Source organism: Pseudoduganella lutea, assembly GCF_004209755.1.
GTDB classification, from domain to species: Bacteria; Pseudomonadota; Gammaproteobacteria; order Burkholderiales; family Burkholderiaceae_D; genus Rugamonas; species Rugamonas lutea.
The window spans coordinates 6,927,750-6,942,909 of the sequence record NZ_CP035913.1; the positions used below are offsets into that span (position 1 = coordinate 6,927,750).

Sequence of the window (15,160 nt, forward strand, 5' to 3'; positions counted from 1 at the left end):
CTATTTGATATTTAATCTAGCAGCAGGCCGATGTTGACTGAGGTCTGCTGCTGGCCGAACTCGGCCGTAGAGTGTACGACGGTTTCCGACCCAAACCGGCCTGTCACAACCGGTTGATTGTCTAGTGTACGACGGCTTTCGCCTCAACGCGGACGTTTTCAGTGCCTGTGATCAAGCCAGCTATTACTCATCAGTTTCCTGAGTGACGAGAAACCCCGCGTCTACGAGGCCAGGCAGTGTCTCTGCTCGTCGGAGTTCTGCGACCAATCCGAAATTGAACGATCGATTACCGGAGAAGATATTCATAAGATCGACGAGGCTCATCGCCTTGGCAAGGGGCGAAAGTTCGCGTAAGACTTTCAGTGCTTGCAGCGTGGGCTTGCCTTTGAATCTGACACTGAAGCGATAGCTGGAAGGACCCTCCTGTGAACCCGCTATCATGCACCCCTCGGCTACCCAAGTATTCAGGTCGGGCGCAATGACATCGAAGTCATCTGGATGCATTGATCCCTGGTCTACAAGATATACGGCACCAGGAGCCTTGCCAACTGCGATCACAATCGCTTGCCCGCCGCTGTCGTCTCCTATCGCGATGAAACCGGGACAATATTTTTTTGCCTCATTGGTTTCGTTTCTTTCGATGAGTTCATCGGAAGAATACAAACGAACTAGGTCGTTACAGAATTCGCCTCCGCGCATTCTTAGAAGGTCGAGATAATCGTCTGGAAGTTCCGCATCCGCCCATTTCATGAATGCGCAGACTGAAGCTGCCTTTGACATCAAAATCCTTTGTAAATATGGTTTCAGCGTCTGCTTCTGGCCGAACTCGTCCCTTCGCCGAAGCATAGCAGGTTGCCGAACCGGAAAGTCCCAGACTTTCACGACTGTCAGCTACCGCCCCGAAGCAGACGTCGCTGATTCATTAGGTAATCCTTTAGCTCCGCCGTGAGCAGGACAACGTTGCACGACAGAGCCACTCATCAAGCGTCCGCAGCAGGCGGGCTCTATTGTGCTTCACGACAGCTTGCTTTGGTATTCTGGCGAGAAAGTAGTGCAAATATCCGTTGGAAGCTGCTAGCTGTCGCTCCAGGACCCTGTCGCCAGCGACTCGGGCTCGCAAAGCCGTTAAGTATGTCGTGTTCCACGCCCACACGGTTCCGCCGTGAACCTCAACAGAAAAGTATGCGTCCTGGGGCCACTGGATAGCAGAAAAGCTATTACTACATACGGTGCAGGCTCCCTTGCCAAGTACATTTCCTTCAATCGGTATTTGCAGCAGGCTGTAACCGCCGGACTGCTCGTCTTTAGCAAACGTCTCCCGTGGTGTTATATAGAACTCGCATCTGCTCCGACATTTAGGGCAACGGACATCAGCAAGCGATGGGAGTGGATAAAGGCGGTACCGATGATCTAACGGCGTTCTAAAGCGGTGCTGACTACGCCACACTGCGTACATAAATTCTCCAAATAAGGTTCAGGACAGGTTTTACCTGCCGATCGCGCGACGTCCGCGTCTGGCCGAAATCTGCCTGTCACCTGAGGATAGCAGTTTGCCAGTGAGGAAAATCCGCAGATTGTCACGCAGGGCGGCATCCGACCTGAGCCGGACATTCCAAAGCCGATTTAGTCTTCGATTTCTCTGATGCAGTCAGCTACCCACGCCGAGAAGTTTAGATAAGCGTCGTACTCGGCTGCTTTTATTACTCCACGCGCGAACGCACTGACCGCATGTGCATCGACCCATGCAACCGCGCCTGAGGCGGTGTCCAAGAAAACGGTTCCAGCATCGTTTCGATCATCCAGAACACAAAGTGATTGGGCAAACCTACCGCTTTTCGATACCGAAGCACCGCCGATGACATGAATCGCCGCCGCCGAACTGGAAAAGTGTTTGCTCCGGAAACAGTCATGACGTCCTCTTGCCCAGGATGAGTAGCACCCGATAGTAAGCGAGCTGCCGAAAGACCATCCGCAACCGGCCCTGCCGACGCGCCATGGAAAAGATACCCAGGCCGTCGCAGCGTAAAAGCTAAGGCGAGATCAGGCAACAAAAAACGCTGCCGAGGCAGCGTTCTTGTTGTCTACGCATTTAAACCGCTCAGCTCGTGGTCTCGTCCTGCTCGGCCGGCCAGTCGCGGATATAGGCCTTCAGCATGCGGTTCTCGAAGCTCTGCGCCTCCAGCACGGCACGCGCCACGTCGTAGAACGAGATCACGCCCAGCAGCGTCTTGGCGTTCATCACGGGCAGGTAGCGCGCGTGCTTTTCCAGCATGATGCGGCGCACTTCGTTGACTTCGGTATCCGGCGTGACCGTGATCGGGTGGTCGTCCATGTGCTTACGCACCGTTCCGCCACCCACGGAACCTTCGTTCGCATGCAGCGCCTTGAGCACTTCGCGGAAGGTCAGCATGCCCACCAGGTCGCCATACTCCATCACGACGAGCGAACCGATGTCCTTCTCGGCCATCGTGGTCGCCGCGTCCACCAGCGGCTGGTCCGGTGTGATCGTGTAGAGAATGTTGCCCTTGACTTGGAGGATTTCTGAGACTTTCATGGTGGCCGTCCTGTCCGTGATTGGTGGTTTTTATCCTGTGCCTTCTGGCGCAATGTAGCGTATGCCCGGGAAAAAATCCAGCGCACGCGGGAATCGTCCTGGTATTTACTGCCGGAATGCCGCGTTACGACAGCGCGACCGGCACGTCGGCACGGTCGACCGCCGGGCCGAAGTGGTCCGCCAGCGACAGGCCGAGCCCCGCCTCGACGGCATCTTCGACATGGCGCGCCAGCCGGGCCGCGTCGCGCCGCGCCGCCACGTCGCGCGGGTCGTCCGACTCCTGGGCCACGCCGGCATTGACGGGCATGCCACCGAACACGAACAGCCGGTACACCTCGGCCAGGGTCAGCGTTTCCGGATTGGCCAGCAACACCCAGTTGTCGCCCGTATCGTTGACGTGCTTGCCGAACTGCACGCGGGGCGCCGGGTCCGTGCGTACTCTTCCCACCCATCCCTTGTCCTGCATCTGCTCCAGCAGCGTATCGAGCTCGTCTATACCCAGCCGCGTGCGGGTGCGGATCGCGCTCGACGAAACGAGGGCCGTGTCGCCGTAGCGGCTGGCACCATGCAGCACCTTCAGCACGGCCAGCGCGTCGACGAAAGCGCCGCCCGGCACCGGCTCGTACCACCAGCGCTCGTACTTGATCACCGGCAGTGCCGCGGCCAGCAGCGCGCCGAACAGCGTGATCAGCCACGACAGGTACACCCACAGCAGGAACAGCGGCAGCGCAGCCAGCGCGCCATAGATGCGTGAATAGGAGGGGAATTCCGTGATGAACACGGCAAAGCCGCGCTTGGCCAGTTCGAACGCGAGCCCGGCCAGCACGCCGCCGGCCACGGCGTCGCGCCAGTCCACCACCCTGGCCGGCACGACCATGTAGAGGAACGTGAAGCCGGCCGATGTCAGCACGATCGAAAGGATCGAATAGGCCAACGCGCCGAACACGTTGCCGACCAGGCTGGACGTGGCCGAGAAGAAGTCCGTGGACAGCGAGATCGACACACCGATCAGCAGCGGGCCCAGCGTGATCAGCGCCCAGTAGACGAGGATCCGGCGTGTCCAGCGCCGCTCGGCCTTCACGCGCCAGATGCGGTTGAACACGCGCTCGATCATGCCCATCATCGCCACCGACGTGGCCACCAGCGTGACCGCGCCCACCGCCGAGAGCCCCGTGGCCTGCGCCGCGAACGTGGTGAGATAGGAAAGGATGGTGTTCGAGATCGCCTTCGGCATCACGCTCTGGATGAAATACGCCTCCAGCGCCGTGCGGAATGCCATGAACATGGGGAACGTGGTGAAGATGGCCAGCGCGATCGTCAGCACCGGCACGAGCGCGAACACGGTGGTGAACGTGAGGCCGCCCGCGACCTGCGGCAGGCTCTCCTCGCGCAGACGGCGCCGCGCAAACAGGAACAGGTCGCGCACTTCGGCCCACGACAGCGAGCGCAGTTCAGCCACGCCGTCGCCGCAGCGATTGGCTACATAGTGGTATAGAGTCTTTATACGTTGCTTCAAATGATTCCGGCCCGTGGCCACCCTGTAAAGCGTTCTATAATACCAACGATGAACGCGCCCAACCTGACTATCCTTGTTTTGTTCTATTCCCGGCATGGCGCCACGCGCCGCCTGGCCGAGCTGATCGCCCAGGGCATCGAGAGCGTGCCGGGGTGCGATGCCCGGTTGCGCACCGTGCCCGCGGTCTCCACCGTGACCGAAGCCACCGAACCGGACGTCCCCCTCGACGGCGCGCCCTACGTGGAATTGTCCGACCTCGACGAATGCGCCGGCATCGCCGTCGGTTCGCCGACCCGCTTCGGCAACATGGCCTCGGCAATGAAGTATTTCTGGGATGGCACATCGAGCCAGTGGCTGTCCGGCAGCCTGGCCGGCAAGCCGGCCTGCGTGTTCACGTCCACCGGCAGCCTGCATGGCGGCCAGGAATCCACGCTGCTGTCGATGATGATCCCGCTGCTGCACCACGGCCTGATGGTCATCGGGCTGCCGTACACGCATCCGGACCTGATGACCACGTCGTCCGGCGGCACACCGTATGGCGCCAGCCACTGGGCCGGCGTCGATGGCCGCAAGCCGGTCACCGATGAAGAAAAGCGCATTGCCGTTGCCCTCGGCAAGCGCCTGGCCGAAACGGCCGTCAAGCTGCGGGGCAGGTAATGTACGGCGCGCGCCAGCAGGTGCTGTGGTGGGGGGCGCTGGCCAGCGTGGCTGCGCTGATCGTCTGGTGCCTGTTGTGGGAGACGGTGCTGGCGCCGCTCAAGCCGGGCGGGTCCTGGTTGGCCTTGAAAGCCGTGCCGCTGCTGTTTCCGCTGATCGGGGTGCTCAAGCGCGACCTGTACACGCTGCAGTGGTCGTCGATGATGATCCTGGCCTACCTGGCCGAAGGCGTGGTGCGCGGCTACAGCGACACCGTCATGCCCTGGCTCGGCTGGGGCGAGGCGGCGCTCGTGTTCGTGTTCTTCTGCTGCGCGCTGCTCTACGTGCACCCGTACAAGCGCGCCGCGAAGAAGGCCGCGCAGGAATTGCTGGACAAGGTCGCCCGCAGCCGCAACGGCCACAAGTAAGTGATGGATACAAGCAAGCCCATGGATACAAGCAAGCCCATGGATACAAGCAAGCCCATGGCCTCAAGCATGCCAATGGCCCCAAGCAGGCATCATCGGCCATGACGGCTTTCCTCGACCGGTGCCGCGCCATCGTCGGCGCCGCACGCATGCCCGATAACGTGCTCGATGCGCCGGCCGCCATGGCACCCTACCTGCGCGACTGGCGCGGCCGCTTTACCGGCAGCGCCCGTGCCGTGCTGCGGCCCGGTTCCGTCGACGAAGTGGCGCAGCTGGTGCGCCTGTGCGCGCAGGAGCGGGTGCCGATCGTGCCGCAGGGCGGCAACACGGGCCTCGTGCTGGGCAGCGTGCCCGATGCCAGCGGCGACGCCGTCGTGCTGTCGGTGGCGCGGCTGAACCGCATCCGCGCGCTCGATCCCGTGAACCGCACCGTCACCGTCGATGCGGGCGCCATCCTCCAGCACGTGCAGGAAGCCGCCGCGGCCGCAGGCTGCCTGTTCCCGCTGTCGCTGGCCGCCGAAGGCAGCTGCACGATCGGTGGCAACCTGGCCACCAACGCGGGCGGCACGGGCGTGCTGCGCTACGGGAACACACGCGAACTGTGCCTCGGCCTCGAAGTCGTCACGCCGCAGGGCGAGATCTGGTCCGGCCTGCGCGGCCTGCGCAAGGACAATACCGGCTACGACCTGCGCGACCTCTACATCGGCGCCGAAGGCACGCTCGGCATCATCACCGGTGCCGTCATGAAGCTGTACCCGGCGCCCAGGGCCTCGATCACCGCGCTGGCCGCGCTGGCGTCACCCGACCACGCGCTGCGCCTGCTGTCACTCATGCAGGACCGCGCCGGCGCCAGCCTGACCGGTTTTGAATTGATGTCGGCCTTCTGCCTCGGCCTGGTGGCGAAGCACTTTCCGCAACTGCCGCGCCCTTTCGCGGCGACGTACCCCTACTACGCACTGCTGGAAATCTCGAGCAGCGAATCGGAAGCCCATGCCGTGGCCTTGCTGGAAGGCGCAACGTCGGCCGCCTTCGATGCCGGCATCGTGCTCGACGCGGCCGTGGCCGCGTCGGTCGCCCAGTCGCGGGCGCTGTGGCAGCTGCGCGAGCACATCCCGCTGGCCCAGGCGGCCGATGGCAAGAACATCAAGCACGACATCTCGCTGCCCGTGTCCTCCATCGCCCGCTTCATCGCGCATACGGAGCCGTTGCTGCAGCAGGCATTCCCCGGCTTCCAGCTGGTGTGCTTCGGCCATCTGGGCGACGGCAACCTGCACTTCAATGTGGCGCCGCCGCCCGGCATCGGCAACGAAGCCTTCCTTGCCAACCAGGCAGCGGTCAACCGCGTGGTGCACGATGCCGTCGATGCCTTCGGCGGCTCGATCTCGGCCGAACACGGCATCGGCGCGCTCAAGCGCGACGAGCTAGCCCGCTACAAGTCGCCCGTGGAACTGAACCTGATGCGGGCCATCAAGGCCGCGCTCGACCCGCTCGGCATCATGAACCCGGGGAAGATCCTGTGATCCGCGCCGCCGCCTTCATGGTGTTTCCCCTGCTGGCCGCCCTGCCCGCACAGGCGCAAATGTACAAGTGCACGCACGGCAACCAGACCTCGTACAGCGAAGCACCGTGCGAGCGTGGCGAACAAACCGTGCTGCCGGCCCCCGATGCCCCCGCCGGTCAACGCAAGCCCGCGGATTTGACACGCCTGCAGGCGGAATCGGCGAAACTGCAACGCGAACGGCAGCATCGCGACGCGCAGCAGGACCGCGCCGATGCCCTGCACGACCGCCAGGCCGCGCGCCGCCGCGAACAGTGCGCGAAGCTGGAACTGGCGCATCGATGGGCCGAGGACGACGTGCGCCGCGCAACCCACGGCGCCGCCGAGGCGGCCCGGCTGAAAGCCCGGCGCGCGGCCGAACGCCATGCGGTCCAGTGCAAGTGACGCCGCTTCGCTCCCCGTCCCTGCGTACCCTTTCCCGGTGGCTGCTACTCGGTGAATGGCGCGCCCACCCGGTGCGCGCACTGACCGCCATCGCCGCGATCGCCATCGGCGTCGCCCTCGGCTTCGCGATCCATCTGATCAACGCCGCCGCGTTCAACGAATTCTCGGCCGCCGTGCAGAGTTTGTCGGGCCAGGCCGACGTGCAGGTCTCGGGCGCCGAACCGCTGTTCGATGAAGCCATCTATTCCCGGCTCGCCGAACGGCCCGAGGTGGCGGTGGCCTCGCCAGTCCTGGAAATCAACGCTTCGCTGCCGGGCGGCCAGGAGCCCCTGAAGATCGTCGGCCTGGACGTGTTCCGGGTCGGCTACATCACCCCCGACCTGATCGGCGCACCGGCCAGCGGCGAGCCCGGCGACACGCTGGCAAGCGATGCGCTGTTCCTGTCCCCCGCCGCACAGCAGTGGTTGCAGACGAAACCCGGCGCCCGCATCGAGTTCATGACCGGTACGGAAACGCTCGCGCTGCGCGTCGCGGGCTCCCTGCAGCGCGCCCGCGTGGGCCAGCGCCTGGGCGTGATGGACATCGGCGCCGCCCAGTGGCGCTTCGGCCGCCTCGGCAAGCTGTCGCGCGTGGACATCAAGCTGCGCGACGGCGTCGACCGCAACGCGTTCCAGGCAACGCTGGCCCGTGAACTGGCGCGCGACTACCCTGGCCGCCTCCGGGTCGGCCAGCCGAACGACGCGGACCAGGAAAGCCGCACAAGCAACATGAGCCGCGCGTATCGCGTGAACCTCAGCGTGCTGGCCCTCGTTGCGCTGTTCACCGGCGCCTTCCTCGTGTTTTCCACGCAGGCCTTGTCGGTGATGCGGCGCCGCAGCCAGTTCGCGCTGCTGCGCGTGCTGGGCTTCGAACGCCGCCACCTGTTGCGCCAGGTACTGCTCGAAGGCGCGGCCCTGGGCGTCACCGGCGCCCTGCTCGGCATCGCCGGCGGCTACGGCATCGCGGCCGCCGCGTTGCGCTTCTTCGGTGGCGACCTGGGCGCCGGGTACTTCGCCGGTGTGCAGCCGCAGGTGCAATTCACGCCGGTGGCCGCCATCGTGTATTTCAGCCTCGGTATCGGCGTCGCGCTGCTCGGCTGCGCCACGCCGGCATGGGAAGCCGCCCGCGCGGCACCCGCCGTGGCCCTGAAGTCGGGCGCCGATGAAGTGGCGCTGGGCCGTCTGTCCCGCCCGTGGCCGGCCATCGCCTGCCTCGTGCTGGCCGGGGTGCTGTCGCAACTGCCGCCCGTCACCGAACTGCCGGTCTTCGGCTACCTGTCGATTGCCCTGATGCTGGTCGGCGGCATCGCCCTGATGCCACGCATCGCCGCGCTGGCGTTCCGCTTCGCCCACGCGCGCTGGACCGCCACCACCGCGCACCGCACCGAGATCCCGGCAGTGCCGACACTGACGCTGGCACGCCTGGCCAACGCTTCCGGCCAGGCCGGCATCGCGCTGGGCGGCGTGCTGTCGAGCTTTTCGCTGATGGTGGCGATGGCGATCATGGTGGCCAGCTTCCGCGTCTCGGTCGACAACTGGATCCTGCAGGTGCTGCCCGCCGACCTGTATGCGCGCATCGCCAGCGCCGGCGGCACGGCCGGCCTCACGCCGCGCGAACAGGCGGCGATCCGCGGCGCGCCCGGCATCGCCCGCGCCGAGTTCCTGCGGCTGCGCTCCGTATCGCTCGCGCCGGACCGCCCGAACGTGGCACTGCTGGCCCGGGATATCGACCCGGCGCACCCGGAGAAATCGATGGTGCCCGTCGGCGAACAGGTCGCGCAGTCGCAGGACAGACTGCCGCGCGCGTGGGTTTCCGAAGCGATGGCCGACCTGTACCGCATCGCCCCCGGAGAAACGCTGCGGCTGCCGCTGGCCGGCACCGCCGTACCGTTCTTCGTGGCCGGCGTGTGGCGCGACTATGCCCGCGTCTCCGGCGCGGTGATGATCGAGCGCGCCGACTATGTGCGCCTGACGGGCGATGCCGACGTCAGCGACGCCGCGCTGTGGCTGGCGAAAGATGTCAGCACCGCCGATGCGACGGACGCCCTGAAACGCCTGCCGTTCGGCGCCACGCTGGGCATCGAGGCGCCGTCGGCGATCCGCGCACTGTCGCTGCGCATCTTCGACCGGAGTTTCGCCGTGACCTACCTGCTCGAAGCGATCGCCATCGTCATCGGCCTGTTCGGCGTGGCCGCCACGTTTTCCGCGCAAACGCTGGCGCGCGCCCGTGAATTCGGCATGCTGCGCCACATCGGCGTCACGCGTGGCCAGATCCTCGGTATCCTGGCCTTCGAAGGCGGCGCATTGACGGCGCTCGGCATCGCCACCGGCTTCGTGCTGGGCTGGGCGATCAGCCTGATCCTCGTGCACGTCGTCAATCCGCAATCGTTCCACTGGACCATGCAGATGCACTATCCTTGGCCGCTGCTGGGCGCCGTGGCGGTCGCGCTGCTGGTGGCCAGCATGCTGACCGCGCTGGTATCCGGCCGCCAGGCGCTGTCCGGCGGGCCGATCCGTGCCGTGCGGGAGGACTGGTGATGCGCATCCTCCTTCTCCTGCTGCTGGCGCTGTGCACGTCGCTGTTTGCCGCGCCGCCCGTCTTTTCGCCGGCCGTGCCGCTGGCAGACGGCAAGGCCCTGGTCTTCCCGCGCGACTTTGGCGCGCATCCGTCGTTCCGCACCGAGTGGTGGTATGCGACCGGCTGGCTGACGACGGCCGAGGGCAAGCCCGTCGGCTACCAGGTCACGTTCTTCCGCAGCCGCACGGATACGGACGACGCCAATCCCAGCCAATTCGCCCCAAAACAGCTGGTCATCGGCCACGCCGCGCTGTCCGACGCGGCGAACGGGAAGCTCCTGCACGACGAGCGCAGCGCCCGCGCCGGCTTCGGCCTGGCCTTCGCCAGCGAAACCGATACCGACATCAAGCTCCACGACTGGCGCATGACCCGCGGCGCGGACGGTCGCTACAAGATGACGATTCCGGCATCAGGCTTCACGCTGGAACTCGTGCTGGCGCCCACGCAGCCCGTGCTGCTGCAAGGCCGCGGCGGCTATTCGCGCAAGGGCCCGCAGCCGGACCAGGCCAGCTACTATTACAGCAAGCCGCAGTTGAAGACGAGCGGCACGATCGTCGGCGCCGACGGCAAGCGCACGGCCGTCACGGGCGTCACCTGGCTCGACCACGAATGGTCCAGCCTCGTGCTCGGCACCGAGGGCGTGGGCTGGGATTGGGTGGGCGCCAATCTCGACGATGGCGGTGCGCTGATGGCCTTCCGCGTCCGCGACCGGCAAAATGGTAAACTGTGGGCCCACGCGACGTGGCGCGACGCATCCGGTAAGATCACGCAGTTCGGGCCGCAGGACGTGACGTTCACGCCGCGCACGCGCTGGCGTTCGCCCCGCACGGGCGCCGAGTACCCGGTGGCCGTCACGCTCGACACGGGCGGCACGCGCTGGCAGCTCGACCCGCTGCAGCCCGACCAGGAACTCGATTCGCGCCGCTCGACCGGCGCCGTATATTGGGAAGGCGCCGTGACCGTCCGGCGCGATGGCCGGCAGGTCGGCCGCGCCTACCTCGAACTGACCGGCTATGTCCGGCCGATGAAACTATAAAAACCAACCATCCTCAGTATGAGCAACAGCACCACCAGCAGCGCCCGCGACACCGTGTCCGGCAAACAGCCCCGTGAACTGAAAAAAGGCAGCCTTGCGGCGTTACGCGGCCTGCTGCCTTTCCTGAAACCCTATCGCCCGCGGTTCGCCATGGCGGGCGTGGCGCTCGTGGTGGCGGCCGGCGCCACGCTGGCCATCCCGTATGCCTTCAAGCAGATGATCGACCTGGGCTTTGGCGCGAATGCCGGCGTGCACAGCGCCGCCCACGTCAATGCGGTGTTCCTTGCCCTGTTCGCCGTGGCGGCGGTGCTCGCGCTGGCCACGGCGGCGCGTTTCTATACCGTGTCATGGCTGGGCGAGCGCGTGGTGGCCGATATCAGGAGCGCCGTCTACGGTCACGTGGTGCGCCAGAGCCCCGCGTTTTTCGAGACCACCCAGACCGGTGAAGTGCTGTCGCGCATCACGACGGACACCACGCTGATCCAGGCAGTCGTCGGCACCAGCATCTCGATGGCGCTGCGCAACGCGCTGCTGTTCGTTGGCGGCCTCGTGATGCTGTTCGTGACGAGCCCGAAACTCACGGGCATCATCATCGGCCTGCTGGTCTTGACCGTGCTGCCGATCGTGATGTTCGGCCGCCGCGTGCGCAAGCTGTCGCGCGATTCGCAGGACCGCATCGCCGACGCCTCGGCCGTGGCCGGCGAGATCCTGAACGCGATGCCCACCGTGCAGGCGTTTACGCATGAAGACATCGAAACGCGCCGCTTCGGCTCGTCGGTCGAAGGTGCGTTCGCCACGGCGATGCGGCGCATCCGCGCCCGCGCCCTGCTGACGATGCTGGCCATCGTGCTGGTGTTCGGCACGATCGTGTTCGTGCTGTGGCTGGGCGCGCATGCGGTGCTGGCCGGCACGATGACCGGTGGCGACCTGGGACAGTTCATCCTGTATGCGTCGATCGTGGCGGGCGCCGTGGGCGCACTGTCGGAGGTGATGGGCGAGGCGCAGCGCGCTGCCGGCGCCACCGAGCGCCTGCTCGAACTGCTGTCCACGCAATCCGATATCCGCGAGCCGGCCCAGCCGCTGGCACTGCCGCCGCGGGCCGCCAACGGCGCCGCGCTGTCCCTGGCCGGCGTGACGTTCTCCTACCCGTCGCGCCCCGACACTGCCGCGCTGTCCCATCTCGACCTCGATATCCGCCCGGGTGAAACGGTGGCCGTCGTCGGCCCGTCCGGTGCCGGCAAGACCACGCTGTTCCAGATGTTCCTGCGCTTCTACGATCCGCAGCAGGGTACCATCCGCCTCGATGGCGTCGATATCCGCCACCTCGCGCTGCACGACCTGCGCGGCGCGATCGGCATCGTTCCGCAGGATACGGTGATCTTCTCGGCCGATGCGATGGAAAACATCCGCTATGGCCGCGCCGATGCGACGAACGAGGAAGTGATCCGCGCCGCGAAATTGGCCGCGGCGCATGAATTCATCGAACGCCTGCCGAACGGCTACCAGTCGTTCCTCGGCGAGCGCGGCGTGCGCCTTTCCGGCGGCCAGCGCCAGCGCATCGCGATCGCCCGCGCACTGCTGAAGAATCCGCCGCTGCTGCTGCTCGACGAAGCCACCAGTGCGCTGGACGCGGAATCCGAGCGCCTCGTGCAATCGGCGCTGGAGGCGGCAATGGTGGGCCGCACCACCGTCATCATCGCCCACCGCCTCGCCACCGTGCAGCGCGCCGACCGCATCATCGTGATGGAAGACGGCCGCATCGTTGAAACAGGCACGCACCGTTCGCTGGTGGCGCAAGGGGGCATCTATGCCAACCTGGCGGCGCTGCAATTCCACAATGTCCAGGTCGAGCACCGCCATGACTAACGTCGTTACCGAATCCGTTGCCGGAGCCGCTGCGGAAGCACACGGCAGTGAGGCGGCGCTGCGCCAGCAATGCACGGTCGTGTTGCCGGGCCACCGCCAGCAGACGCCCGCGCAAACCTTCGCGGCGATGGCCGCCTGGTGCGAGGAACAGGGCATCGCCCACGACGTGTATGGCGATGGAGAGCTGATTCAGTGCCTGGAGCGCAAGGTCGCCGCGCTGCTGGGCAAGGAAGCGGCCACGTTCTGCATCACGGGCACGATGGCGCAGGCCACCGCGCTGCGCCTGGCCTGCGCCGACCGGGGCAGCCGCCTCGTGGCGCTGCATGCCACCGCGCACATCCTGAAGCACGAGCGGGGCAATCACCAGTTGCTGGACCATTTCCACGCGCTGCAGGTCGGCAGTCCCCACCGCCCGTTCACGGCAGAAGACCTGGCCGCCATCCCCGACCACCTGGGCGCCGTGTCGGTGGAACTGCCGGCCCGCGAGATCGGCGGCCAGCTGCCAGCGTGGGACGAGCTCGAGGCAATCAAGGCCTGGTGCCGCGCCCATGATACGCACCTGCACATGGACGGCGCGCGGCTGTGGGAAGCGGCCGCCGGCATGGAGCGCACGCTGGCCGACGTGGCGGCCGGCTTCGATACCGTCTACGTGTCGCTGTACAAGGGCATCGGCGGCATCGGCGGCGCGCTGCTCGCCGGCAGCGCCGCATTCGTCGCGCGCGCCCAGGAGTGGTACCGCCGCCAGGGCGGCAGCGTCATCCACCGCACGCCCTATGTGGTGGCCGCGGCCATGCAGATCGATGCGCGGCTGGCCGCCATGCCCGCCTGTTTCCGCCGCACGCAATGGCTCGTCGACGCGCTGAGTGCCTACCCGCTGCTGCGCGTGAATCCGTCGCGACCGCACGCCAGCATCTTCCATGTGCACCTGCCGGTGGACCGCGACCGTGCGCTGGAGATCCGCAACCTGATCGCCCGCGAACACCGGATCTGGCTGCACAATGCCGCGCACCATGCACAGCTCGATGGCACGAGCTACGTGGAATGGTATGTGGGCGACAATCTGCTGGACCTGCCGAACGAACAGGTGCACGCGGCGCTGGCGGCCTGGCACGGTGCGCTGGCAAAGGCGGTCGCATGACGTTCCGTTCGCTGAAACTGATTGACCCGCTGCTGCGCGCGCTCGACGAGCTGGGCTACGACGACCCGACACCCGTGCAGCGCCAGGCGATTCCGGCCGTGCTGGCCGGCCGCGACCTGATGGCGGCGGCGCAGACCGGCACCGGCAAGACGGCCGGCTTCGCGCTGCCGCTGCTGCACCGCCTCACGCTGGAAGGCGCCGTGGCACCGCTCGGCGTGCGTTGCCTCGTGCTGGCGCCGACCCGCGAGCTGGCCGAGCAGGTCTATGCCAGCTTCCGCAAGTATGGTGCGCACGTGCCGCTGCGCTACGGCGTGGCCTATGGCGGCGTGCCGATCGAGCCGCAGATCAACAAGCTGAAAAAGGGGCTCGACGTGCTGGTGGCAACCCCGGGCCGCCTGCTCGACCTGCTGCGCCAGGGCACCCTCACCTTCACCCAGTTGCAGACGCTGGTGCTGGACGAGGCGGACCGCATGCTTGACCTGGGATTCGCCGCCGACCTCGACACCGTGTTCGCGGCGCTGCCGCCCGGGCGCCAGACCCTGCTGTTCTCGGCCACGTTCCCGGAGGCGATTCGCACGCTGGCCGGGCGGCTGCTGCGCGACCCGCTGTCCGTCCAGGCCAGCCCGGCCAATGCGGCGGCGAAGACCGTGCGCCAGCTCGTCATCACCACCGACAAGAAATCCAAGCCGGAACTGTTCCTGCACCTGCTTCGCGAGCGCGGCTGGCAGCAGGTGCTGGTCTTCGCCAAGACCCGCAAGGGCGTCGACCAGCTGGTCGGCGTACTGCAGCAGCAAGGCATCCGCGCCGACGCCATCCACGGCGACAAGCCGCAACCGGCACGCCTGCGCGCGCTGGCCCGCTTCAAGGCGCGCGACGTGGACGTGCTGGTCGCCACCGACGTGGCCGCGCGGGGCCTGGACATCGCCGGCCTGCCGCTCGTCGTTAACCACGACCTGCCCACCGTGGCGGAGGACTACGTGCACCGCATCGGCCGCACGGGCCGCGCCGGCGCCACGGGCGAGGCGATCTCGCTGGTGGCCGCCGATGAAGTGGACCTGCTCAAGGCCATCGAGACACTGATCAGGCAAGTGCTGCCGCGCGAGGAAATACCCGGCTTCGAAGCCGACCACCGCGTGCCGTCCACGGGGACGCCGGCCAGCGCGGCGCAGCCGGGTGCACGCAAGAGCGCGGCCAAGCCGAAAGGAGCGAAAGCGCCCGTGTCGCCGGCGGCACCGCGCCCGGCCGGCGGCTTCGGCCCCACCGCGCCGGACCGCGCCAGGCCCGCGAAACGCATCCCGCAGGGCAGCGTCGTCGTGGCGGCGGGCCGCGGCGCGAAGTCCACCGCCAAGACGGCGGCCAAGACCGTTGCAAAGACGACGGCCAGGCCATCGCCCCGCCCAACGAAGAAAAAATAGTGTTCCTGATAAA

General features: G+C 66.5%; 12 protein-coding genes. 9 read left to right on the forward strand and 3 right to left on the reverse strand.

Annotated features, from left to right (window positions below; translation table 11 throughout):
• Positions 1–183: 183 nt before the first annotated feature.
• The 3 genes from EWM63_RS29280 to EWM63_RS29290 all read right to left on the reverse strand — a co-directional run bounded on the left by EWM63_RS29280 (position 184) and on the right by EWM63_RS29290 (position 4,004).
• On the reverse strand, positions 184–882 hold the full coding sequence (locus tag EWM63_RS29280) for an SMI1/KNR4 family protein (protein ID WP_130189662.1): 699 nt from the start codon (positions 880–882) through the stop codon (positions 184–186).
• 1,216 nt (positions 883–2,098) lie between these two features.
• The gene (locus EWM63_RS29285; protein ID WP_130189663.1) at positions 2,099–2,554 is read right to left on the reverse strand and encodes a CBS domain-containing protein; all 456 of its coding nucleotides are present in this window, start codon (positions 2,552–2,554) and stop codon (positions 2,099–2,101) included.
• Between the two features lie 124 nt (positions 2,555–2,678).
• Entirely contained in the window at positions 2,679–4,004 is a 1,326-nt protein-coding gene (locus EWM63_RS29290; protein WP_371861264.1) for a YihY family inner membrane protein, read from the reverse strand.
• A 114-nt stretch (positions 4,005–4,118) separates the two neighbouring features.
• Here EWM63_RS29290 and wrbA point away from each other — a divergent pair, with 114 nt between their 5' ends.
• The 9 genes from wrbA (at position 4,119) to EWM63_RS29335 (ending at position 15,147) form a co-directional block, all read left to right on the forward strand.
• Entirely contained in the window at positions 4,119–4,727 is a 609-nt protein-coding gene (gene wrbA, locus EWM63_RS29295) for an NAD(P)H:quinone oxidoreductase (RefSeq protein WP_130189665.1), read from the forward strand.
• The gene (locus EWM63_RS29300) at positions 4,727–5,134 is read left to right on the forward strand and encodes a DUF2069 domain-containing protein (RefSeq protein WP_130189666.1); all 408 of its coding nucleotides are present in this window, start codon (positions 4,727–4,729) and stop codon (positions 5,132–5,134) included. Before wrbA ends, EWM63_RS29300 begins: the two co-directional genes overlap by 1 nt.
• A 101-nt stretch (positions 5,135–5,235) precedes the next feature.
• The gene (locus tag EWM63_RS29305; protein WP_130189667.1) at positions 5,236–6,654 is read left to right on the forward strand and encodes an FAD-binding oxidoreductase; all 1,419 of its coding nucleotides are present in this window, start codon (positions 5,236–5,238) and stop codon (positions 6,652–6,654) included.
• Positions 6,651–7,076: a DUF4124 domain-containing protein gene (locus tag EWM63_RS29310; protein ID WP_130189668.1), complete on the forward strand. Its 426-nt coding sequence runs from the start codon at positions 6,651–6,653 to the stop codon at positions 7,074–7,076. Before EWM63_RS29305 ends, EWM63_RS29310 begins: the two co-directional genes overlap by 4 nt.
• A 71-nt stretch (positions 7,077–7,147) precedes the next feature.
• The gene (locus EWM63_RS29315) at positions 7,148–9,652 is read left to right on the forward strand and encodes an FtsX-like permease family protein (RefSeq protein ID WP_229487572.1); all 2,505 of its coding nucleotides are present in this window, start codon (positions 7,148–7,150) and stop codon (positions 9,650–9,652) included.
• Positions 9,652–10,728: a lipocalin-like domain-containing protein gene (locus EWM63_RS29320; protein WP_130189670.1), complete on the forward strand. Its 1,077-nt coding sequence runs from the start codon at positions 9,652–9,654 to the stop codon at positions 10,726–10,728. The genes EWM63_RS29315 and EWM63_RS29320 overlap by 1 nt, the downstream gene beginning before the upstream one ends.
• A gap of 18 nt (positions 10,729–10,746) precedes the next feature.
• Positions 10,747–12,594, forward strand: coding sequence for an ABC transporter transmembrane domain-containing protein (locus tag EWM63_RS29325; protein WP_130189671.1), 1,848 nt, complete (start codon positions 10,747–10,749; stop codon positions 12,592–12,594).
• Positions 12,587–13,732: a threonine aldolase family protein gene (locus EWM63_RS29330; protein WP_130189672.1), complete on the forward strand. Its 1,146-nt coding sequence runs from the start codon at positions 12,587–12,589 to the stop codon at positions 13,730–13,732. Before EWM63_RS29325 ends, EWM63_RS29330 begins: the two co-directional genes overlap by 8 nt.
• Entirely contained in the window at positions 13,729–15,147 is a 1,419-nt protein-coding gene (locus EWM63_RS29335; protein ID WP_130189673.1) for a DEAD/DEAH box helicase, read from the forward strand. The genes EWM63_RS29330 and EWM63_RS29335 overlap by 4 nt, the downstream gene beginning before the upstream one ends.
• Positions 15,148–15,160: the final 13 nt, after the last annotated feature.